The organism is Calothrix sp. PCC 6303 (assembly GCF_000317435.1).
In the GTDB taxonomy this organism is placed as follows: Bacteria; Cyanobacteriota; Cyanobacteriia; order Cyanobacteriales; family Nostocaceae; genus PCC-6303.
Map to the genome: position 1 here is coordinate 2887751 of NC_019751.1, position 21404 is coordinate 2909154.

Genomic DNA, 21404 nt, shown 5'->3' on the forward strand with positions numbered 1-21404 from the left:
CCAGTTCAAATACCTTCCAAATAAAGCGTCCAAGCATTAGCTAGCAAATTAAGTTAATCATACAAAACTCATCAAGAGCGATCGCTAGTTTGACTCAGTAACGAAACGAGAGTTGTAAACAACATAGTCATGCCTGCTGTTATAAATAGGGCTTGCTGAAAAAGTCCTATTTAAGCCAGACCAAGAATCAGTTAACAATGCTTGTAAGTGAAAATATAATTCATTATATGAACTAATTTGAGTAAATATAATATTTTCTAATCATCCAAATCTAAAAACAGGGTAAATGCAGTATTTCCTAAAATAGATACAAAAAAAAGTCATAATAATCCGCCGCAGTAATGCTCCAAGATTCATGACTAGAAAAGTTATAGCAATGGCTGTTTCTGAAGTATTAGAAAGTTTGGTCATCAATCGAGCAAGGCTATATCTTCTTTTTGCTTCTCCAAACTTTCCTTCAATACAATTACGGTCTCTCTCATCTAATTGTGCCTGCTTTTTAGTTTCTGTACTAATATTTTTTGCTGGTCGTCCTAATGCTGGACCACTAATTCTGATTCCTCTTTCTTTACACCATTTTCTATTCTCTTTGTTTCGATAAATCTGATCTACATGCACTGATTCTGGATAGTATCCTGTTGCAGCTTTAAATGCTTCTACTTGTTCTTTTAAATCATCTGATTCATTAAAATTATCCCAACTAATCCGGTCTAAAAATACATATTCTTCGTAACAACTAGCTGATAACTTGGCTCCAAATTCCACTGATGAACCAGCTTTTCCCCTTACAATTGGACGGACATGAGGTTGTGTTAAACTCACGATTCTATCGTCAACACGAGAAAGACTATTTTCATACATGAATAACTGTTGTCGGTATACTTGATTTACCACTAATAGTATTTTATATTTTTGGCTACTTAACCACTCTAGCTTGGCTCCGACTGCTATTAATCTATCTATATGTGCTAAGTTTCTTTTCAGGTATCCTAGTTGTTTCTTTACTGCTTTTCTTCTTTGTTTTTTCGATGGTCGTCGTTTTTTCGCTACGTCGAGATATTCTTTTCTAGCTGTATTTCTGTAAGTTCTGGGTTTTTTATTTTCGTTGTCATCTAATTCTTCATACAGAATATCTATTATTTCTTCTGTTTGCTCTCTCGCCTCGTTCAATAATCCTAAATCTGTCGGATATTTAATATCTGCTGGTATACAGGTTGCATCTAATTTTAATTTACCTTGATTTCTTTCTTCATTTATTTCTTCTTCTCCTCCAAGAATAATAACTTTTTTTCATTTGCTTCTTCACTTTCTTCTTCTCGACTATTTTTGACCATACTCTGATTCATTCTATTAACTAATTCTATATCTATTCTTTGTCTAAAATGAACTAGCATCGACGCTTCAAATGGTGCTTCATTGCTATACTTATTCAACCCTATAAAATACTGTAAATAAGGATTCTCTCTTATTTGTTCTACTGTCTCTCTATCGCTTAATCCCAATCTCTCCTTGATTATTAAAGCTCTGATAGCTGTCCGAAATGACTTTGCCGGTGCCCCCATTTCAATCCTAAATTGTTGGGCATATTCATCTTCAAATTCTGACCAAGGAATGAAATTAGCCATAATTACCCACCTATTATCCTCTGCCAATTGCCCCTCAAATGGCAATTCAAACTTTTCTATTGGGGTGGGTGGGTTCTCAATTTTTCTATACATTTTTTATGCCGATGTTAGGGTTTTGAGCCATTTTACCTGATTTTCTTGCACTTTTTACCTACCTATCGACCTCAATCACTGTTTCTACAAGGGTTTCATCTTTAATCAGCAAGCCCTATTTAATGAACAGCAAAACTTTCAAGGAGATAAAGGATACCAAGGTGGTAAAAATATTACGACTCCTTATAAGAAAAAAAAGAAACAAGAATTAAGTGAAGAACAAAAAACAGAAAATAAGATTTTATCGAGTCAACGTATATTCGTAGAACATTTAATAAGAATAGTTAAAATATTTCAAATAGCATCTCAAAGATTTAGGCTGAATTCTGACGTTTATAATGAAATAATTTTAACTGTATGTGGACTGGTTCGATTGCGAATAGGAACTTTAATTTTATGAACTATTAACATGAATAAAAAATAGTGTTTGCATAAATGACGCTATTCTACATTTATGCTCTAAACTATCGGTAACTATCTCAAATGCTTATTACTACGTTGTCCAAGAGTCTACAAGATTTGGTCTCAAAGCCTTGTAAATATTAGCTTGCGAGTTTTAGGACGTGTCTAGTGATGATATGCCAGATATCGTGGGTTTGGCTTAGTCGTAGTTCGACATAGTGGGCATCGGATTCTGCCGCCATTCCCGCATGGAGATTAGGGTCAAAACCCGCTTTCTTCATTGTGGCTGCATAGATGTAGCCCAAGGAATCTTGGGGATAGGTGAGTAATGCTTCAAGATCATGGGCTGGGGGAATATAGCGATCGCATATCAACGCTGCACAAGCCGGATATTGTTTTAAGTGTTGGGCAGTCAAATCGTAGGCAGGGGTTTGTAATAACCCGTCCACCATGTCGCCTACCGTTTGCAGACTATTGTCCCCTAACAGCATAGAAACGAATGACTTAAAAATGATTGCTCGTGCAAAAAATGACTTGAAACCATTGCCTACTGGATATTGTATCTGCCGTTGAACGTCAAGGTTAGCAGATGGATTGGGATTAAATTGCATCATAAATATCTCCAAAAAATCATTAATTGAACGCAATCAGGTACAGCTAGATGTTGCTACCAAAGCAAGTCATTTAGCACTCTATACAAAAGTAAGTGGAAAGGAGCAAAGACTAACGTCAACCAGGGAGAAACCTGATAGCGTATAAAACGAAACCCGAAGTAGCTGCATCGAAGAAGATAATGAGGGCGTATACTTGCTTTCGGGCGAGTGGAAAATACCCTGCCCAAAAACGACGGGGCTTCCTCTGACTTCTTCAAACTCAGGGGATTCTGGCTCATAGCAAGACTCTCTGGGACAAATTAGATTAATATATGAGTGTTACTCATGTATTAATAATATGAGCATATCTCATGTTTTGTCAAACTAAATGTGAGGATTATTCATCTTTTTTTTGAGGTAGAGATTAAATAATGGCAGAAAGTTCATCAAGCTCTTCTGGAATGCGACGCAAGCCCCGTCAAGCCCGCAGTCAGGAACGGGTGAGCAGAATTTTAGATGTGGCAGAAGAACTGTTTATTGTTGAGGGTTACACCGCGACAACGACCAATGCGATCGCCACACGCGCTCAGGTGCCGATTGGCTCGCTCTACCAATTTTTCCCAGACAAGACAGCCATTCTCAAAGCCATTGCCTTGCGCTATGGGGAACTACTACATCAAAAGTTTGCAGCCTTCGATGGGGTTGAGTTGGCAAAACTTCCCCTATCTACTTACGTGGAAAAATTGATTGATACAGCCGATCAATTTTTTACTGATAATCCAGGCTACCACGCTATTTTCATGGAGGTTCAGGGGACGATACCTGAATTGGAGGAAATCGAAGAGGCTGCCGATGCTCAACTAATTCAGGATTTGCTAACATCCTTATCTCAACGCGATTCAACCTTAGAACCTGCGGATTATGAAGCGATCGCCTTTGTGTTGGTAAAAGCTATCGGCATGTTACTGTGGCTATCTCTTAGTCAAGAAATACGGTTACGGCAGCGTCTGGTGGCAGAAACGAAACGGTTCACCTTAAACTATCTGCAAAGCTATTTTCCATCAGACTCATTACCAGCAACTACTGAAGCGGACTGACGGGAAAAGTCAGTAACTTCTACGGGCTTTCGCTCTCCCCAAACCCTAAAACTCCGGCAAGAAAAGCTCCCGACTTTGCCCCGCATAATGGCGGTAAATAATCTCTGGTGAATTACCCACCATCGTTGCCACATCCTTCACATCCACCCCATTCTTCAAAGCCATCGTAATAAATGTATGGCGAGTTTGGTAAAGTTTTCTGTACTCAACACCATCAAGGCTTTGCACTACAACCTTCCAAGCTCGTCCACTGAGGTTATGCATATCTATCCACTTACCTTCAGGTGATGGAAACACCTTTGCTTCACCCGACACATCAACGGGTTGGATGGATTTTAACAATCCAGCCAAACGATTATTAATTGGAAAAATTCGCTTTTTCTGCGTCTTCAAACCTGGTTTACAAGTCAATCCCGACTGGGAAACCACCACCGCTTGCTCAAACCGAATCATCGTAAAGTCCAACACAATATGCTTCCACTGCAAAGCCACAGCTTCTGATGGTCGGCAACCTGTGATGAAAAGAAATTCAATCAACGGTGCGTAGTATTTGTAATAACGATTTTCCTTGAATGCTCGGATGATGCGATCGCGTTCCTCCAAAGAAAAAGGATTAATATCCGTCTCCTCAGCATCACCCTTCGGCAATTTAATATCACTTGCCATATCCTCAAACGGATTATCATCAATCAATTGAGATTTCACAGCCCAATTACAACCCACATTCCGCACTTCAGAATGTAGCATTTTATGCTACATTAGAACTCTCTGGCACGAGTAAATAAAAATACTCGTAAAATTCAAGTAAGACAGTATTAAGAATCAGCCAAAGGTTATTAAGTATACAGAAAATTGCGTAGGCGATTAATACTGGTTTCAAGCTTTTGAGAAAAGTTAATATATATTGTTTTATCGTGCCAAATTACTTAGATAGCAAAAGTGAGACAATTAAAAAAACTCAAAAATATTTGAGAGGTAAAAATGTCACCAACTTCAATTGCAGAAATTAAAAATATAGATCATCTCGGAATAGTAGCTGGGCTAATTGATGAAATAGGAATAGTTGAAACAATTAATTCCAAATTAGGAGTAGACTCCCGTGAGAAGATTACAGCAGGAGTATTGGTAAAAGCTGTTTTAATCAATGGATTAGGATTTGTATCAAGACCTTTATATTTATTCAAGCAGTTTTTTGATGATAAAGCAATTGAATTATTATTGGGAGAAGGTGTAGAAAGTAATTATCTCAACGACGATAAAATTGGAAGAGTCATGGATGATTTATATAAATATGGATTGAATAATTTATTTATAGAAATTGTCCTATCAGTAATTAAGAAATTTAAAATAGATACAAAATACTCACATTTAGATGCAACTTCATTTCATTTACACGGGAAGTATAAAAGAGAAATGAATCAAGAAAAAGAAGAAGAAATCACTAAAGAAAGACCAATATTCATAACCAAAGGATATTCTCGTGACCATAGACCAGATTTAAAGCAATGTGTTTTAGATTTAATCACGAGTAGTGATGGAGATATACCATTATTAATGAGAGCAGGAGATGGGAACGAAGCAGATAAAGCAGTATTTGGAAAAATCTTAATAGAATTTAAAAAACAAATAGTTTTTGACAGTATTATGGTCTGTGACAGCGCATTATATAGCCAAGAGAATCTCAAATTAATTGAGAATTTAAAATGGATAAGTCGAGTGCCGATGACGATTAAGAAAGCACAAGAATTAGTTCAGTCTGTAAATACAGAGGAGATGGAAGAGATAGAGGAGATAGAAACAGAAGAAAAGGAGATAGAAACGGAAGAAAAGAAGAAAAAGACATATCAAGATTTAGACGGATACAAGTGGAAAGAAGAAATAGTTAATTATGGTGGTATTAAACAAATTTGGCTAATAGTAGAAAGTCAAAAAAGAAAAGATAGCGATTTAGAAAAGCTAGATAAAAAGCTAATAAAAGAAAAAGATAAAGTTGAAAAGTTGCTTAAAGAGTTAAAAAGAGAAGATTTTGAAACTCCAGAGCAAGCACGATATAAACTAAAAGGTATCAATAAAAAGCTAAAATTCCATGAAATTAAAGAAGCTAATTTTATTGAAAGTAAATCAAAAAATAATAAAACTATTTATAAAATGGAAGGAGTAAGTTATGAAAAACCCGAAGAAATAGAAATACAAAGAAAGGAAGCTGGAAGGTTTATTTTAGCAACTAACCTAGTTAATGACGACGATAAATTAAAACCAGAAGAAATTATTACGACTTATAAAAATCAACAGTCTTGTGAACGAGGATTTAGATTTCTAAAAGACCCCTTGTTTTTTGCAGATAGTTTTTTTCTTGAAAACCCTGAAAGAATCGAAACTATGCTATTTTTAATGTCTTTATGTTTGCTAGTCTATAACCTTGGTCAAAGGGAACTGAGAAATAGCTTAAAAAGAATCAAAATCGGAATCAAGAATCAATTAGGAAAACTAACTTTATCTCCGACATTAAGATGGGTATTTCAATGTTTTCAAGGAATTCATTTTTTAATGTTAGATGGTCTTAATCAAATTGTTAATTTAACATCAGAACGTCATTTTATTTTGAGTTGTCTGCCCTCATCTTGTCAAAAATATTATTTACTTTCTTAACTTAAACAAGATTTGGACAGGAAATAAAAATTTATTGAAATTTCAAGGAGCAGTAATTGCTCCTCAAATTTTTAGTGCTTACGTAATCTATTTTATGGGTCAATCTTTTTGTCTTTGATTATTTATTTTTAAAAGTATATTCATTCAGCATTCTATTTCTTCATCATCCTGACTTTTTACTTTTTCCTTACTTGTAATCTTTTTGTACTTCAAATTGAAGTGCGGAATGTGGGTTACAACAAGCCGAAAATTGAGTCAGGATTTTTTTGGAAGATAACGGACTTTTATTGGCAATCAACCAATCTCGAATTGCGATCGCTTTATCTAAAGTTTTCACCGGGAGGTGAACATTAATACAGCGATAAATTTTATGGTAATCCTTCGCCAAAGTGCTGGGCGATAAACTCGATCGCTTATATTCGGTGTAACTGTCCCACAAATCCGCTAGAGAAGCATAACTCTCAACAACTGGTGTAACTGATGGTGTAAACACAACCTGCTGGGATTGGGGTTTGTACCTTTCCAACGTCACATCGAAATTGTTGCAGAGAATATCCAACTCGATTTGCCGAGACTTCATTTCAGCCAGCTTGCGGTTGGCTTTGGTATCGGTAAACCCGGTTGAGAGATAATGCCGTTTACCCCCAAAACTGAAAACTAATTGCAGGCGATCGTTCGAGGTTTTGATTTGAACAGTACCCTTAGAGGCTTTGCGTTGCGAACTCACAGGTGACTCCTGAAATTCAAGCCAAGACACAGGGAAACTGCTAGCAAGTTACCCCCGCACCTTGAAAACATTGAAATCAGCGCGCTCTGATTTACCCCAACTTTACCCCAATAAATAGTCCAAACATGTCCAAAAATGTCCAACGTCGTCATATTCTTGCACCAAATTTGTACCCCTAGAATGGCTGGAATGGGGTTTTGGTTGAAATTAAAACCCCTGAAAGCTATGTGTTTCAGGGGTTTCGATGGTTATGCCAGGAACGAGACTTGAACTCGTGACACGAGGATTTTCAGTCCGGCTTCAATACACTTATATCAGTAGTTTCACGGTTTACAAAAACCTTTACCCCCAATTTACCCCCAAACTCAATTTGACCAAAATTAGTCCTCCTTTACTCCTCTGGTCTCGGCACTTAAACGCTGAAAATGTCACTAAAAGATTTAAAATGGACTTGAATCCATATGGCTTTGAAGTCATAATATTACAGTATGGCGTGGGAAGTTTTATTTCATGAAGAATTTGAGCCTGAGTTCTATGAACTTCCTCAAGAAGCTCAAGATGAATTGCTGGCTTATGCAAAATTACTTGAATGCGAGAGTCCACATCTTAAAAGACCTCACGCTGATACACTCAATAGTTCTTCGTATGACAATGTGAAGGAACTTCGGTTTAAAGCGGCAGGTGGAGTATGGCGAGTAGCTTTTGCTTTTGACCTAAAGCGTCAAGGAATTTTACTCGTGGCTGGAGATAAAGCAGGAACTAGCCAAAAGCGATTTTATAAACAACTTATCGCAAAAGCTGATAAACGATTTGGGGAACATTTAAGTCGATTGCAAGAATAAGGAGTATTGGTGATGGCAAAGAATCTCAATGAAATAATGCAAAATCTGCCACGCGATCGCGTTCAAAAAATCGAAGCACGGGCAGCTGAGTTAATTGCTGAATATATGACACTTCAGGATGTAAGAAAAGCAAGAGAACTTACCCAAGAGCGGATGGGAGAATTATTGGGGATTCGTCAGGATAGTATCTCAAAGCTGGAAAAGCGTACCGATCTTCTGCTTTCAACTCTACGGGGCTATTTGAATGCAATGGGAGGTGAGCTTGAACTGGTTGTCAAATTCTCCGATCGCCCACCTGTTATAATTACTGGGCTTGCAGAGCTTGATGATGAAGATTACGAAACTTAATCAAAAATATGCAACAGTTAGGAACGCCAATATCGTTCGTAGGAATTGATGTATCCCTCGTGACTGTTTTATTGCAGGAAGAACACCCCGATTTAGCACACTTACCGATTCATCTGGTTGATGCGGGTTGGGATAATGCCATATTTCGATTAGGTGAGGATTTATCGATCCGACTTCCCTGTCGTCAAGTTGCAGCTAAACTCATAGAAAACGAACAAACTTGGCTTCCCAAACTAAGCGAAATCCTGAAATCCACCTGTTTTATTCCGTTTCTTTGGATATTGACGATATCTGCGAAATCTCTTGATATTATGACTAAAATACTTGTAAATAAGAAATAGTTGGGTCAGATGAGCTATTTTGTCGTAATTTCTGGCGAAGGTTGTTGTGCTCTTCCCATAGCACGCGGAATTATTGTACCGATCGAGACTGCACAGGATTACGTCAGCAGTCTAGCTGGGCTACTCACTGCCATCGATGGGCAACCTCTCTTCTTCTGGGACGATGGAAAGACTGGGACTTCTCACGAGATTGTATGTGAAGCCGAGAGTGAAGCCCAGATGATGCTCTGTGGATTAGAGATACTACAAGTCTGTGCTTTCAGTAAGGTTCTAACAGACAGCGATCGCCTTGGTTGCCGAATTCGTGTTTGGTGGGCAAACAACGATCCGGAAGCATTTCTCCGTGTTCCTTGTGCTGAAGGTGCGCTTGATGCCGCTCGAATTTCCAATCGCCAGGTTCAAAACGGCAACAACATAGAATTTGTGATGCGACCAACTATGTGTTGACGAAATACTATATTTCCCATCACTCTCCAGGTTCATCTTCAAATTTTGACTGATTTTTATAATATATTGGCGATCGCACGCAAATGGCTTGATTGTTCAGCCTCAAGTTAAAGTTAATTTCCGGCATACTTTTTCTGCTTTGATGTAGAAAGCTCTAACACCATTGCAATGTCGGCTCTTATGCTGCATGACTGCTGTTTGCACAGAAGATTCTCGCCCCTTTTCCAGTTCTCAATATCAGCCTTTAATTGATGATATTGCGATCTCTCTTACATATATTTAAGTGGGTTAAAGAATTAATGGAACTGGCACAGCAAAGCGATGACCCGAAAATAAGAGTATTAATAACATCTATCTCAATAATAATTCCCGCAAGGAATTCCACTCAGGTAGCCACATCCAAACATCTTCAACTGTTTCCTCGATTCCTTTAAGGATACTGTCACGAAACACAACTGGGGATTGAAATCCAAATCGAGAAAGTTCTTCCCGCATCCCATAAAGCAAATCTTTACCAGCAAAAAAGGTTTTATAATTCTGATTTTGAAATCGACTACCACCAGGTTTGCAAGTCGGCAGCAACCGCTCGAATTCTTCGTTGGGATTGGGTCTAGGTGAACTAAGCCTCTGTTCGTATTGTTTGATAATATTATTTAATTCTGCTTTACAGTTAACCTCTGTCAATCCTGACTGCCTGACAGAACTCTGAAAAGCCTAGCAAAATCAAGGATTTTAGTAAAAAAGGTCGAGAGACATGAGATGGTAAAGTTACCAGACTTCTACCAAAAAATACCATGTCAAACTCAACCCAACTTTATAGTCAGGTATTAGGATACTTACGTCAATACAGTACCTACCGTGATTTGCGTCATTTAAAAACTCTTGCTTGGATGATTAATGGGCTGATATGTAGTGGTCAGTTAAGTTTGAGCGCATGGGAACCATATGTAGACAGTTATGCCAAACAAGCTCAAAGCTACGAGCGCAGGTGGCATAGATTCCTTGAAAATATAAGGATTAACGTTGAAAAAATATACTTGCCATTGGCATTGTTGGCACTCAAAGACTGGGAAAAACATCGATTGTATTTGGCATTAGATACAACTATGCTTTGGAATCGTTTCTGCATGATTCACATCTCAGTGGTGTGTTGTGGGCGAGCAATCCCTTTATTGTGGAGAGTATTGGAACATAACAGTGCAACGGTTGCATTTAAGGAATACGAGGTGATGCTACGTAAAGCTAGGTGGTTACTACGCCGTGATTCCGATATTATGATACTTGCAGATAGGGGCTTTGCAAATCATGATTTCTTGAGTTGGTTGCAAAAAAGCAATTGGCATTACTGTATACGTATCCCAAGTGATACATGCTTGCATGGAGTTAGACGTTACCCAACACATGTAAAATCAATTTATCCAAATCGAGGACAAGCAGCTTTTTATCGTAACGTTGGACTGTGGCAAGATTGCCTAATTCGCTGTAATTTGGTAGTCGCCTATCCAGAAGTGGTATCCGAGCATTGGGCAGTTGTTACAGACGAAGAGCCAGCTTTAAAAACATTGCATGAGTATGCTTTGAGGTTCTGCGTAGAGGAACTATTTCTGGACAGTAAATCAGGTGCATTTGAACTCGAAGATTCTCGCATTCGTGATGCCGAATCTTTGGAGAGATTGTATTTGATTGCCGCCTTAGCTTTACTTTACAGTACAACCCACGGCATGGCTGTACAAATTGCTGGTTTACGTACTTGTGTTGACCCCCACTGGAATCGTGGTTTAAGTTATCTCAAGATTGGTTTGCGCTGGCTCAAAGGTGTTATTCACAAGGGACGACAATTACTCACCCCAATTCCTTTGTTATCACAAGATCCTCAACCAAGTTTTGCCTCCAATAAAGCTCGTCAAGATGACAATCTCGGAATATGCTTTTCTCGAATTTACTCCTTTAATTCCTGGGTTTGACTGCTTTTCAAACAAATCTGTCAGGCAGTCAGCGGTAAGGCTGTTGTTCGCTTCCTTGAACTTCAGCTTGAATTTCTTCTCCCCGTTGGGTAACAGATAACACTGAGCCATCGCGGTAGCATATCTCACCTCGTTGAAATGACTTGGAGTTTGTGTTGTGACGAATTATGGATTCACTCAGATTTATGCCAGACATTTCACACCCCAAATAATTATATTGTCTAGGATAAAACGATTTGAGGATAGCTTTGATTGCTGCTCAAAAAAAAGCAATATTTACTCGTTTAGCAAATTTAATGTAATTCGTAAAAAGAATCTTTTTCTAAATGTTGCATGTATTTCTCGACAAGTGTTGGAAGAGTATCTGGATATCCGATTCCTATCCAGTCGTCGATAGAACCTAAAAAACAAAATCTTTGCGCTGTAAATATTCGTTTCTGCTCATTATAGAGAATAAATCTTAGCATTGATGAGTATGAAATAGAGCGAGCGATTGTAGTTTCTATATCTACTGGGTTAGCTGTGGAAAAAGATGAATAAAGCTTTGATAGATTATTTACATTTTGGTTCGGGGTATAGACATATATCGTGTCCTTTTTTACATCTATTTTGCAGTAATGTAAGTGGGAGAATTTTTGAATTCCTTTCTCTACAGTTGCAATTTCGTCTAGGGTAATAATTTTAGGTTGGATTCTTTGTAGGAAAACCTGAGCGTTAGGATTTTCATAGACTTCAAAACCATCCGGTATTGTTTGAACCAAAGTTCCTTCGCTTTTCTGAGAAAAGAAGTATTTTGGTTTTCCAGTTTTAGTAGTACCTTGATGGAGATAGTATTTTTGACCTTTTCTATTGATATGCTCTACAGCCATTAAATTATGTCCTCTGGCTAAGTTTATATATAATCCAATAAAGTGCTAACAGTATATTTACATATCATCACAAATGGTTACAACATCAATCAATCCCTATCTTGATGGAAACTTTGCACCAGTAGACAAAGAAATCACCACTGACACTCTCAAAGTCATTGGGGAAATACCTCCCGACTTATCGGGTATGTTCGTGCGAAATGGTCCCAATCCGCAATGGACACCCATCGGACAATATCATTGGTTTGATGGGGATGGAATGTTGCATGGTGTGCGAATTAGCAACGGTAAAGCGACTTATCGCAATCGTTATGTGCAAACAAAAGGATGGAAAATTGAACGGGAAGCGGGATTAGCTGTTTGGAGTGGGATGTTAGAACCGCCACAGCAAAATAATCCCCACGGTTTCTACAAAAATGCTGCAAATACTGCTTTAATTTGGCACGCTGGTCAATTTTTGGCGCTGTGGGAAGGTGGTGCGCCTCACCACATTCAGATTCCCAATTTAGATACAATTGGTGAATATACTTATAATAGTCAGCTAAAATCAGCTTTTACAGCACATCCCAAGGTAGACCCGGTAACGGGTGAGATGATGTTTTTTGGCTACTCCTTTGCACCGCCATATTTGCAATATAGTGTAGTTTCTGCGTCGGGGGAATTATTGCGAACAGTACCGATTGATTTACCGATGGGAGTGATTATGCATGATTTCGCCATCACCGAAAATTATACAATTTTTATGGATTTGCCCTTGACTCTTAGCCCCCAACGGGCGCAAAAGGGAGAACCAATGATGATGTTTGAGCGCGATCGCTCCAGTCGTTTTGGTATTGTCCCACGTCATGGCGATAACAGTAATATTCGCTGGTTTGAAAGTCCTGCTTGTTATGTCTTCCATACCCTCAATGCCTACGAAGAAGGTGATGAAGTAGTGCTAATTGGCTGTAGGATGAGTTCTACTAACGTTTTAAGTACTAAAGATACACAATCTGACCCAGATGGAGATATTCCCCGCTTACATCAATGGCGTTTTCATCTCATCACAGGGGAAGTACGCGAACAAATGTTAGATGATGTACCTGCGGAATTCCCTCGTGTAAATGAAAATTTCTTAGGAAGACAAACCCGATATGGTTACGTGGGCAAAATTGCACAGGGTTCCATGCCTTTGTTCGATGGTTTAATTAAATATGACCATGATAATGGCAAGTCTCAAACCCACGAATTTGGGCAAGGACGTTATGGTGGTGAAGCTGTTTTTGTACCTTTTCCCAATGCGACATCAGAAGATGAAGGTTGGCTGATCACTTTTGTTTACGATAGCAAAGAAGATACATCTGAACTCGTGATAGTTAATGCTCAAGATATCAATGCCGAACCTGTAGCGCGGGTTTTAATTCCCCAACGTGTCCCTTACGGTTTTCATGGAGCTTGGGTTTCTGAAGAACAGTTGAGTGCTTCTGTGTAAATTGTGTAAATAAATATCGCAATTTTGTTCCCATGCAGAGTCTTGGAGGAAGTAGATTGAATCTCAGTTAAAGTATCATTTTTATCTTCCTCCTCGAAAAGTTCCACCAATTACTTTCTCCAAACTGTCGATGAGATAATTTTAGCTTCCACATCATCTAAATAAAAATCATAAACAGGTTCTCCAGATAATTCACAACGAAGCGGCTCAATAATTTTACTAAACGGATTCCAAACTACCGTTACAGTTCGTCTTGCCTTCTTTCTTTGCAACTCACACTGAATATGTACCGTAGGTAAATTGATAATCATTGCACTGTGCAAGGAAGCTTCGACACTCATTGCATAACGTTCTTGGATATCTAATAATTTTCTTTCTAACTCTCTATTAGTCGCTTCAATTCTGGCTAATTCCTTATCTTTTTCATCATCACTCAAATGTTTTAACTCAATCTTGTGGCGAATTTCTGAGCTAATAGTATTATAATAATCCTTCAATCTTTCTTCATCCCTAGCTCTAGCTCTAATTAGTTTAGCCTGCCAATTCTCTAAAGATTTTCCAATCAATATTTTACTTTGATGCTCAATTAACATCAACAACTCATTAAAAGGTATAGATAATAGACTTTCTTGATGCTCCACATCAATTCTGTCAGACTCCCAAAACAAAGCATCCCCAATTTCTACTGGTGTTACTCCTGTTAGTTCATTGATCATAAACGAAACTAAACCAATCCTTTTTTCCTCGGCATTCGCCGTGTAAGCCACATTACACAGGATATAGCGAGTGATTTCTGGTTTCGCATCTATAAAACGCATTAAACCATTTTGAACTACGAATCTCTCTGCTATACTCTTTTCAAATCCCGTAGTTTTTAAATAACCATCAAATTTAATCCCCAAGGTACTAATCAGTCCTTTAGTAGCTAAAAGCTCAGATAACTTATTTAAGACTTCTGAATGATAGGTAACGAAAACGCTTTGAGGGACATCTGCAATAGTTGCAAAAGTAACTTCCTCGGAAAGGGAAAGTAGGGATGCGATATTTTTTGTTAATAATGCATTTAAAATGTGTTCACCAGCAGGTTCTGCAATTGAGTCATGTAGAGAAATAATTTTTTCTAATGTAGCAATAATTGGATCTGAAATCATAAGTAGGTTGACGTTGAAAATTGTAATTAGGAGAAGGCAGTAGGCAGTGGGCAGTAGGCAGTAGGAATAAGGGTTTAAAGTTTACATTCTGTTTATTTCTGCCGACTTACTTGTCTAATTAAATCAATTGATTAAGCTTCAAAATCTTCGCCAAAAATCTGTTCATCCAGTTCTTGAACCTGCTGATATTGGTTTTTGGCGTTCAATAAATTATCTGCCAATTGCTCAAATGCTGTATCTAATTCTGGTTTGACTTGATGCTTCAGCCAGATATCCATGACAATTTCACTAAAGTCAAATTCATCATCCACATTCCCCAAAATGGTTTCAATCTCTCCCACTACCAGTTCAAACATATTAATTTTATCGTGCAATATCCGCAGAATATATTCTTCGATACTGCCTTTGAGACAAAAGTTAAAAATAAAAACATCCTGGGTTTGTCCGATGCGATGAATACGTCCAATACGCTGCTCTATTTTCATCGGGTTCCAGGGTAGGTCATAATTAACAATCGCATTGGCAAATTGGATGTTACGTCCCTCTCCCCCTGTTTCCGATGCTAAGAGTACAGAAACATCATCCCGAAATGCCGCTATAGCCTCATCTTTTTGTTTTAGGGACATCCCACCAGTAAATTCTGCAAAGGGGATATGTGCAGCTTGTAGGGTTTGGGCTAAATAGGTACTGGTTGCTTTATGGGTTGTAAAGACTAAGGTTTTTTGGGAAGATTTAGAGAGCATTTCTACCAAGGCTTTTGATTTTTCCACCTGCTTAACTTGGGATGCTCGTTTTGCTAAGGACTTTAATTCTTCATCAGGTAAGCGTTTGCTTAGTTGTTTGAGGGAGTCAGCCAAAGCACCAGGGGATGAACCAGCACGCATCAGCAAATTGGTTCGGGAAAGTCTATCTAATTTGTCTGCTGCAACACGTAGGTACTCACTCAAGTCCTGGTAAAGTTTCTCCTCACCTGCTGCTGGGGTAACGGTAATTGTGGTGGCAAAGCGTTTGGGCAGTTTGACATCTACTAAAGCGCGGGTATTACGTACCATGACTTCCCGCATTAGGGAGCGTAATTTTTCGGGATTTTTCGGGACTCGTCCATTTTTGGAATCGACGTATTCTTTTTTAAAAGCGGCTTCTGTTTGTAGTAGTCCTGGTTTGAGGAGGGTTAGGAGATTAAACAGTTCCACAAGGGAGTTCTGTACTGGTGTCGCGGTGAGCATGAGGATAAACCGCTTATTGAGGGCGTTGACGAGTTTCCAGTTGAGGGTGCTACGATTTTTCAGGTGGTGTGCCTCATCAACTATTACTAAGTCCCAAGTGCGATTGGTGACGTGGGGATAATGTTTGGCAGATTTAGCTGTGTTTAATGAAGCGACAATTCGGGGATTATCTGTCCAAAATTCTTCTATTGGTTGTTGGGGGTCACGGTTATCTGTGGTGATGGTGGCGATGTTAAATTTGTCACTTAATTCTGATTGCCACTGGGAAACTAGGGATGCGGGAGTTAGGACTAATAGGGACTGTACCATACCCCTAGCTAGGTATTCGGCGATGATGAGTCCAGCTTCAATGGTTTTGCCCAATCCGACTTCATCGGCTAGTAATGCACGTCCACCTAGTTGTCTGAGGACTTTTCGGGCTGTTTCAATTTGATACCAGTATTTGTCGATGGCAGTTAGTGTGGGTAGGCAAATTAGTTGATCATAGTCTGCCATGACTGAGAGGTTGAATAGGTCTAATCGTGCTTCGTAGAAGTTGATTGGGTGGTATAAACCAGCTTTCAGGGCTTCACTGGCGGTGGAAGAGTTGAATTTGAATGTATAGTTTGTTTCCATGATGCACTCCTACAAGCTACTTTGGCTATCTGACAGTTTCAGCAGATGAAATTGCCGAGTGTTTCAGTAATTAATAGTTTGACATGCTTTGTTGACGCTGTTGGTGTTTAACTGCGATGTCTTCTCAACGGCAAGCGCAGCGATCGCAATATATAACTATTCGTGTATCCCAATCAAAGTGCCAGGGCTTTTCAATCGCTCTAAGCCGATATTTCTAAATGCTTGACTTGCTGCTCGATATCACGAGCGTAGATTTGTTGTTGTAGCAAAAACTCCACTAAACCATTTATTCCCCCTTGGTTATAAACAGCAGCGTAACCCTTGATTTTTCTATTTTTACAGAAATCTCGCAGTTGACGCACACCCAAAGCTTTGAGGCTTTCACTTTCTCTATCAATATCAAACAGCGCAGTTTTGCTTTGTTTCTGATCAATTGTTGCTGCCATATTAGCAAGCAACTTATCAATGTTTGATTCATCTGCTGGATTGAGAATATCTTCATCAATCTGAGTTTTGATGACACCAGAGGTAAATTCTTCATCTACCATTGGCAAATTGTCATCAACCAAGAAAATCTCACACATCAACCAAAAGATGACCAGAAACAAAACAATCGGAAACAAGATATTATTGAGTAATTGAGTGGTAGTAGAAATTTCAAAAGCCGAACAATCAAACAAAAATTCAAACATTGTAGTTCCTCCAGATAATTATTGGGTGATTTGTAGATATCACCCAGTAGCGGGGAGATACCTCCCCGTACTGAATGCATCAGACAAATCATCCCGACAATCCTGAAGTCAAGAGAGTCTTACTACCATAAAGGTAGTAGTAAGACTAAATTTTCGAGATTTTGCAGTAGTTTCAAAGAGATAAATTAAGTTAGCAGTAAACCGAATCCTTGGTATTTCGATAAATTGAGAGTTAGAGCCTCACCCTAGCTTGATTAACTTTCAGCCATTCAATAAAAGTCACAAGATTGTAATTATATTTGAGTGATTGCGGCACAATTGATTCATAAGGATACAAAGGAATACCATCAAAACGAAAACGGTATTGTCGTTCAATATGTATATTGAGTTTCGGGCAATAATTAACCCTGACATTAATACCAGAATCGCTAATCTCGACGGTAGCAATACCCCGCAATTGTTGAGCAAATTCATCAACTTTTAATGAATAATCAAATTCAATTACAGTCCGGACTGAAAAATATTGAATGTAATCAAGTAATCTAGCATATTCATCCAATTCTAGAAGTTTATCAGAATCATTAAGTAGAACACCAGACCACGAAAACTGAAATCTACGATTGGTATGATCATCCCAAAGCGTTAAAGTCCCATCATCGTTTTTAAGTAAACTAACCTGATTTGGCTGAATACTACAATTTAACTGGGAAATAACTTCTTCACGCTCAAATGGAAAATAAACCCTTTGACGACGTTGATTTGATTGCCAATCGGGACAATTATCATCTTGTTCCCATCCATAAGGATGCATACCGCAAACAATTTTATTTGCACCATGAAAATTGCGACATCCTACACATGTTTCTAAATTAAAACTAGAAAACTCCTCACAACTAGATTTAAACTCTAATTGAGGACGATAGAAATCAACAAATTCACGAATTGCATGATTAGGATTTGGGTTTTGGCATGAAAAAGCTTTACCAATTAGCTTCTCCTCATCATAACCAAGATCAAATAATTCCATCAAGCTATCTTGAGAATCAGAATCTAACAAATCGTAAACAACAAACTTTCGTGATGATTCATCTTCAACTCTGCCAACAATCAACTTATTGTCGAGGTGACGACAACCTAGAATTCGCATTATCTGATAGAGATATAACGAATCAGTATTATTCTGAGTTGGGATACTCTCACTCGACTCAAATACCACAGAATTAGTATAACTAGAAGTTACAGATTCCTCCCCATCAACCGCACCTGAAATCGAAGCAATACAAGCAGCAGCTACAGTTGCAGATACAAATCCAACACTTCCTAGTAATGTAAAACCCATTCCCAGTTGTAAGGTTTGTTGAATGCGTTTCTCTGGTACGGTTTTAACTCCAGCTTTATTAAGACAAAGCAAACCAGCACTTCCGAAAACTGTTATAGCACCAACCACAATTGTAGCTAAAGAAGAAAATCCCACTGCTACATTAATTGTTCCAAATGCTTGACTACAAAATCTCTTAAACATAGTATCCCTCTCTAATACGGGTAACAAAAGCAGAAATTACTCTTGCCCCAGCAGCTTCAAATTGGGATTTGAGGATAATAATTAACCTACACCTTACTTGATTCTGTTGCAGAATTTAATGAATTCTGTGTGAATATTTTCAGTATCGGTAATCATTTATCCCCAATGGTGATAGTAAGAGTTGAACTTACTTTATTGCTACTGCAATAATCCACCCATAGAAATATCACCCATTAAATAAACTCTAAGTATTAGTTGTTGTTTTTAAACATATATTAAAATCAAAACTGTCTCTTATTATTATTCATATCTTTAATTCCTAATTGAGTAAATTTATAAAAGTTCTCTAACAAGAAATCTGGAGCAGAAGACAACCTTAATATCACTCCATCACTTTTAGCTCGATAGTAATAGTGAGGCACAGGAGATTGAATTATGATAAGATTGTCATTACGAATAATTCCAGCATCAACCAAACCATCTAAAATATATTTACTAGCTGCGGAGACATTATCACTATCACGGGCAAAGGTTTTTAAATGCCAGTGATATTCAATCCACACCTTATCATTAAAACTAAAATCAACTTTTTGAGTTAAATTAGCAACTTTATTAGTCCAAGTTTTCTTGACAGCAGCACTTGCTCTCCAATCCGAACGTGCTAAATCAATTTGCTCATTTAAAGCTGGTGGAAGCATGTTGAATCTAAGTTCAAGTATCATTATTATCTTCCTCCTCTAAATTAGCAATAAATTCAGCGATAATATCTCGAATTCGCTTATATTTTCTGCCATCAGCACGGGACAAATTAAATACCTCCTGGACTATTTGATGTAGTTCATAACCTCGACTGTGGAGTGAATAAATTTGAGACTTAGTTAAATCATCAATGGTAATATTAAAAGAAAACTCCTCCGAGTGATTATTATTAACTAGTGAATCAGTTGTCAATTTATTTAACTTTGTCCGCAAAGTTTGATTATTAGAAGAAGTTTCACCTTTAAGCTCAATATTAAAACTCGAAAAGTTCAACTTAGAATCCCAACAAGGACTATTATTTCCCGCACTCATTGCTTGATCTAAATACCCTTTAAAAGCAGCTTTCGTACCCAAATATAAACCCTGAAGACGCATCACACCTTTGGGAGATTTATACAGCATATCTCCACCACCCAATAAACTTGCTGCGCGATCATCATCGGGATTACCCAGAATAATCCCACTATCTTCAGGACGAGACACCATAAAAGCAACCTTGCCCGAACAATTTGAGCGAATCAAAGGTTTAATCACATCCTTATCGGGACGTTGGGTAAAGAGGAAAATATTGATTCCCGCAGCACCGGCTTTTGCAAGTAATTTCATCAAAGCCATTTCGATTTGGTCTTTGTAGGTGCTATCGGATAGTAAATCAAAGCACTCATCTGTTACCGAAATAATTCGTGGCATGGGGCGATCGCAAAACATTTGGTTGTACTCGTTAATATTTTCAACCCCTACTTTTTTAAACTCTTGATAGCGAAGTTCCTCTTCTGCAACCAAATAATTGAAAATTTGCAGGGTACTAGCTGCATCCTCGGCAACTGGTGCAATAAGATGAGGAAGTCCATTAAAGCAAGTTAGGGAAACCAGTTTGACATCACTAAGGGCAAGTTTTACCAAGCTGGGAGGGTAACGCAGTGCTAAATACAGAACCATCGCTTTTTCAAACTGGCTTTTTCCACCACCAGTCATTCCCCCTCCTAAAGTGTGGTAAACATTTGAATCGCACAAGGAGATTTCGATATACTTACCATCGACATCCACACCAGCGGGGATGACGATACGGTTAATATCAATCTCACTTTGCAAATCAACATAATCTGAGAAGTTTGCTATTTGGCGATCGCATCTGGGAATATCAAACACCACAGCACCGGGTATAACAGATATCATCGGTGGGTTATCAAATCCAAGTTGTTCCCCCAATTGTTGAACCAAGTCGCTACCAAGTCCTTGAACTTTTTTGAAGCTAACCCCTTTCCCTAGCTTGATTTTGATACGTTTGAAGGTGGGACCAGTTTTGGTATCGATATAGCTACAGGTAATGCCAAAATCATTCAGGGTTTCGACCAAAGTATTACCCACTTGGGAATTAAAACTTTCTTGAACCAAAGTAGTATTTTGAGCGGTATTTGCAATCGCATTATTCTGTGCAATACCTTTCTCAAGGGATAGAGATGGAATTTCTCCATTTTTCTTTGCCACCAATTCTGCTGTTTTATAGACAAGTTGTTTCAAGTAAATGTTTTTAGTTGATTCAGCTATTTTAATTAAATCTTGGTAAGATTTAATTTCTTGATATTGTTGATATAGTTCAATAATAAAAGCATCACGTTCATATTTACTGATATATCGATTAGTTAAAATATATTCCAAAGCCAACTTAGAAAAAGCCAAATCTTCTAGGTTTAGTTCTTCCGAACAAGCATCGATAATTTGTTCAACAGAAGTCCCACTAATTACAGCTTGGTAAATTATTTCAAATAAATAATTATGGTCATAACTCTTGATAGGTCGAATAATTTTGCTACCAAAGTCAGATTCTTGAAGAATATCGACAACATATTGCTGTTGACTCAAATCGAATACTTGTTCTGCTTCTGTTAGAATTTCCTGGTTGGATAATCCTTGTAACTTGAGAGCATTAACAGCACAGGTGATTTCGGCGTTATCATAATTTGACATACT

Annotated in this window: 22 protein-coding genes; 9 read left to right on the forward strand and 13 right to left on the reverse strand. The window is 38.1% G+C overall.

Annotated features, from left to right (window positions below):
* Positions 1-261: 261 nt before the first annotated feature.
* Positions 262-1718 (reverse strand): IS5 family transposase gene (locus tag CAL6303_RS28475; protein WP_085953324.1). Its coding sequence is split into 2 segments (ribosomal slippage): positions 262-1256 and positions 1256-1718, totalling 1458 coding nucleotides; the frame shifts between segments, so codons are not numbered across the junction.
* Between the two features lie 97 nt (positions 1719-1815).
* Between CAL6303_RS28475 and CAL6303_RS29150 the strand changes: the two genes are divergently transcribed.
* A complete protein-coding gene (locus CAL6303_RS29150) occupies positions 1816-2118 on the forward strand; it encodes a transposase family protein (RefSeq protein ID WP_203225972.1) in 303 nt (100 codons plus the stop codon).
* Positions 2119-2260: 142 nt separating this feature from the next.
* Here CAL6303_RS29150 and CAL6303_RS11815 read toward each other — a convergent pair whose 3' ends face one another.
* The gene (locus CAL6303_RS11815) at positions 2261-2734 is read right to left on the reverse strand and encodes a Coq4 family protein (RefSeq protein WP_015198073.1); all 474 of its coding nucleotides are present in this window, start codon (positions 2732-2734) and stop codon (positions 2261-2263) included.
* A 410-nt stretch (positions 2735-3144) separates the two neighbouring features.
* Between CAL6303_RS11815 and CAL6303_RS11820 the strand changes: the two genes are divergently transcribed.
* On the forward strand, positions 3145-3810 hold the full coding sequence (locus tag CAL6303_RS11820; RefSeq protein WP_015198074.1) for a TetR/AcrR family transcriptional regulator: 666 nt from the start codon (positions 3145-3147) through the stop codon (positions 3808-3810).
* 45 nt (positions 3811-3855) lie between these two features.
* Here CAL6303_RS11820 and CAL6303_RS11825 read toward each other — a convergent pair whose 3' ends face one another.
* A complete protein-coding gene (locus CAL6303_RS11825; RefSeq protein WP_238993797.1) occupies positions 3856-4557 on the reverse strand; it encodes a tyrosine-type recombinase/integrase in 702 nt (233 codons plus the stop codon).
* Positions 4558-4791: 234 nt separating this feature from the next.
* Between CAL6303_RS11825 and CAL6303_RS11830 the strand changes: the two genes are divergently transcribed.
* The gene (locus CAL6303_RS11830; protein WP_015173935.1) at positions 4792-6459 is read left to right on the forward strand and encodes an IS1634 family transposase; all 1668 of its coding nucleotides are present in this window, start codon (positions 4792-4794) and stop codon (positions 6457-6459) included.
* A gap of 187 nt (positions 6460-6646) precedes the next feature.
* Here CAL6303_RS11830 and CAL6303_RS11835 read toward each other — a convergent pair whose 3' ends face one another.
* Complete coding sequence (locus tag CAL6303_RS11835) at positions 6647-7186, reverse strand: Arm DNA-binding domain-containing protein (RefSeq protein ID WP_238993798.1); 540 nt, start codon at positions 7184-7186, stop codon at positions 6647-6649.
* Between the two features lie 488 nt (positions 7187-7674).
* Between CAL6303_RS11835 and CAL6303_RS11840 the strand changes: the two genes are divergently transcribed.
* From CAL6303_RS11840 to CAL6303_RS11855, 4 genes are read left to right on the forward strand one after another with little or no spacing between them, the layout of a single operon-like run.
* The gene (locus tag CAL6303_RS11840; RefSeq protein WP_015198076.1) at positions 7675-8028 is read left to right on the forward strand and encodes a type II toxin-antitoxin system RelE/ParE family toxin; all 354 of its coding nucleotides are present in this window, start codon (positions 7675-7677) and stop codon (positions 8026-8028) included.
* 12 nt (positions 8029-8040) lie between these two features.
* A complete protein-coding gene (locus tag CAL6303_RS11845) occupies positions 8041-8376 on the forward strand; it encodes an XRE family transcriptional regulator (RefSeq protein WP_015198077.1) in 336 nt (111 codons plus the stop codon).
* Positions 8377-8384: 8 nt separating this feature from the next.
* On the forward strand, positions 8385-8717 hold the full coding sequence (locus CAL6303_RS11850) for a hypothetical protein (protein WP_015198078.1): 333 nt from the start codon (positions 8385-8387) through the stop codon (positions 8715-8717).
* Between the two features lie 9 nt (positions 8718-8726).
* A complete protein-coding gene (locus tag CAL6303_RS11855) occupies positions 8727-9164 on the forward strand; it encodes a hypothetical protein (RefSeq protein WP_015198079.1) in 438 nt (145 codons plus the stop codon).
* Between the two features lie 351 nt (positions 9165-9515).
* On the opposite strand, the gene CAL6303_RS11860 is transcribed toward CAL6303_RS11855, so the two are convergent.
* Positions 9516-9848, reverse strand: coding sequence for a hypothetical protein (locus CAL6303_RS11860; RefSeq protein ID WP_051036653.1), 333 nt, complete (start codon positions 9846-9848; stop codon positions 9516-9518).
* A gap of 110 nt (positions 9849-9958) precedes the next feature.
* Here CAL6303_RS11860 and CAL6303_RS31095 point away from each other — a divergent pair, with 110 nt between their 5' ends.
* Entirely contained in the window at positions 9959-11128 is a 1170-nt protein-coding gene (locus CAL6303_RS31095) for a transposase (protein WP_015196004.1), read from the forward strand.
* 28 nt (positions 11129-11156) lie between these two features.
* Here CAL6303_RS31095 and CAL6303_RS30310 read toward each other — a convergent pair whose 3' ends face one another.
* A complete protein-coding gene (locus tag CAL6303_RS30310; protein ID WP_015198080.1) occupies positions 11157-11324 on the reverse strand; it encodes an SWIM zinc finger family protein in 168 nt (55 codons plus the stop codon).
* A 97-nt stretch (positions 11325-11421) separates the two neighbouring features.
* Complete coding sequence (locus CAL6303_RS11870; protein WP_015198081.1) at positions 11422-11997, reverse strand: hypothetical protein; 576 nt, start codon at positions 11995-11997, stop codon at positions 11422-11424.
* 73 nt (positions 11998-12070) lie between these two features.
* Between CAL6303_RS11870 and CAL6303_RS11875 the strand changes: the two genes are divergently transcribed.
* The gene (locus CAL6303_RS11875) at positions 12071-13468 is read left to right on the forward strand and encodes a carotenoid oxygenase family protein (RefSeq protein WP_015198082.1); all 1398 of its coding nucleotides are present in this window, start codon (positions 12071-12073) and stop codon (positions 13466-13468) included.
* Between the two features lie 110 nt (positions 13469-13578).
* Here the strand turns inward: CAL6303_RS11875 and CAL6303_RS11880 are convergent, their stop codons facing one another.
* The 6 genes from CAL6303_RS11880 to CAL6303_RS11905 form a co-directional block, all read right to left on the reverse strand.
* Positions 13579-14619 (reverse strand): hypothetical protein, encoded by a 1041-nt coding sequence (locus tag CAL6303_RS11880; protein WP_015198084.1) that lies wholly within the window; start codon positions 14617-14619, stop codon positions 13579-13581.
* Between the two features lie 131 nt (positions 14620-14750).
* On the reverse strand, positions 14751-16460 hold the full coding sequence (locus CAL6303_RS11885) for a DEAD/DEAH box helicase (protein WP_015198085.1): 1710 nt from the start codon (positions 16458-16460) through the stop codon (positions 14751-14753).
* A 200-nt stretch (positions 16461-16660) separates the two neighbouring features.
* Positions 16661-17152 carry a hypothetical protein gene (locus CAL6303_RS11890; RefSeq protein WP_015198086.1) on the reverse strand — a complete coding sequence of 164 codons (492 nt, stop codon included), beginning with the start codon at positions 17150-17152 and terminating at the stop codon, positions 16661-16663.
* 232 nt (positions 17153-17384) lie between these two features.
* Positions 17385-18674 (reverse strand): hypothetical protein, encoded by a 1290-nt coding sequence (locus CAL6303_RS11895; RefSeq protein ID WP_015198087.1) that lies wholly within the window; start codon positions 18672-18674, stop codon positions 17385-17387.
* A gap of 281 nt (positions 18675-18955) precedes the next feature.
* Positions 18956-19396, reverse strand: a complete 441-nt coding sequence (locus tag CAL6303_RS11900) for a hypothetical protein (protein WP_015198088.1) — start codon at positions 19394-19396, stop codon at positions 18956-18958.
* Positions 19386-21401, reverse strand: a complete 2016-nt coding sequence (locus CAL6303_RS11905; RefSeq protein WP_015198089.1) for a DNA translocase FtsK — start codon at positions 21399-21401, stop codon at positions 19386-19388. Before CAL6303_RS11905 ends, CAL6303_RS11900 begins: the two co-directional genes overlap by 11 nt.
* Positions 21402-21404 lie beyond the last annotated feature (3 nt).

Bases quoted from the DNA above. Each gene is read 5' to 3' on its own strand.
- CAL6303_RS11870 (WP_015198081.1), bottom strand. From the start codon at position 11,997: ATGGCTGTAGAGCATATCAATAGAAAAGGTCAAAAATACTATCTCCAT.
- CAL6303_RS11850 (WP_015198078.1), top strand. From the start codon at position 8,385: ATGCAACAGTTAGGAACGCCAATATCGTTCGTAGGAATTGATGTATCC.
- CAL6303_RS11825 (WP_238993797.1), bottom strand. From the start codon at position 4,557: ATGCTACATTCTGAAGTGCGGAATGTGGGTTGTAATTGGGCTGTGAAA.
- CAL6303_RS11895 (WP_015198087.1), bottom strand. From the start codon at position 18,674: ATGTTTAAGAGATTTTGTAGTCAAGCATTTGGAACAATTAATGTAGCA.
- CAL6303_RS11880 (WP_015198084.1), bottom strand. From the start codon at position 14,619: ATGATTTCAGATCCAATTATTGCTACATTAGAAAAAATTATTTCTCTA.
- CAL6303_RS11875 (WP_015198082.1), top strand. From the start codon at position 12,071: ATGGTTACAACATCAATCAATCCCTATCTTGATGGAAACTTTGCACCA.
- CAL6303_RS11890 (WP_015198086.1), bottom strand. From the start codon at position 17,152: ATGTTTGAATTTTTGTTTGATTGTTCGGCTTTTGAAATTTCTACTACC.
- CAL6303_RS11905 (WP_015198089.1), bottom strand. From the start codon at position 21,401: ATGTCAAATTATGATAACGCCGAAATCACCTGTGCTGTTAATGCTCTC.
- CAL6303_RS30310 (WP_015198080.1), bottom strand. From the start codon at position 11,324: ATGTCTGGCATAAATCTGAGTGAATCCATAATTCGTCACAACACAAAC.
- CAL6303_RS11885 (WP_015198085.1), bottom strand. From the start codon at position 16,460: ATGGAAACAAACTATACATTCAAATTCAACTCTTCCACCGCCAGTGAA.
- CAL6303_RS11855 (WP_015198079.1), top strand. From the start codon at position 8,727: ATGAGCTATTTTGTCGTAATTTCTGGCGAAGGTTGTTGTGCTCTTCCC.
- CAL6303_RS11900 (WP_015198088.1), bottom strand. From the start codon at position 19,396: ATGATACTTGAACTTAGATTCAACATGCTTCCACCAGCTTTAAATGAG.
- CAL6303_RS11845 (WP_015198077.1), top strand. From the start codon at position 8,041: ATGGCAAAGAATCTCAATGAAATAATGCAAAATCTGCCACGCGATCGC.
- CAL6303_RS11840 (WP_015198076.1), top strand. From the start codon at position 7,675: ATGGCGTGGGAAGTTTTATTTCATGAAGAATTTGAGCCTGAGTTCTAT.
- CAL6303_RS11815 (WP_015198073.1), bottom strand. From the start codon at position 2,734: ATGATGCAATTTAATCCCAATCCATCTGCTAACCTTGACGTTCAACGG.
- CAL6303_RS31095 (WP_015196004.1), top strand. From the start codon at position 9,959: ATGTCAAACTCAACCCAACTTTATAGTCAGGTATTAGGATACTTACGT.
- CAL6303_RS11820 (WP_015198074.1), top strand. From the start codon at position 3,145: ATGGCAGAAAGTTCATCAAGCTCTTCTGGAATGCGACGCAAGCCCCGT.
- CAL6303_RS11830 (WP_015173935.1), top strand. From the start codon at position 4,792: ATGTCACCAACTTCAATTGCAGAAATTAAAAATATAGATCATCTCGGA.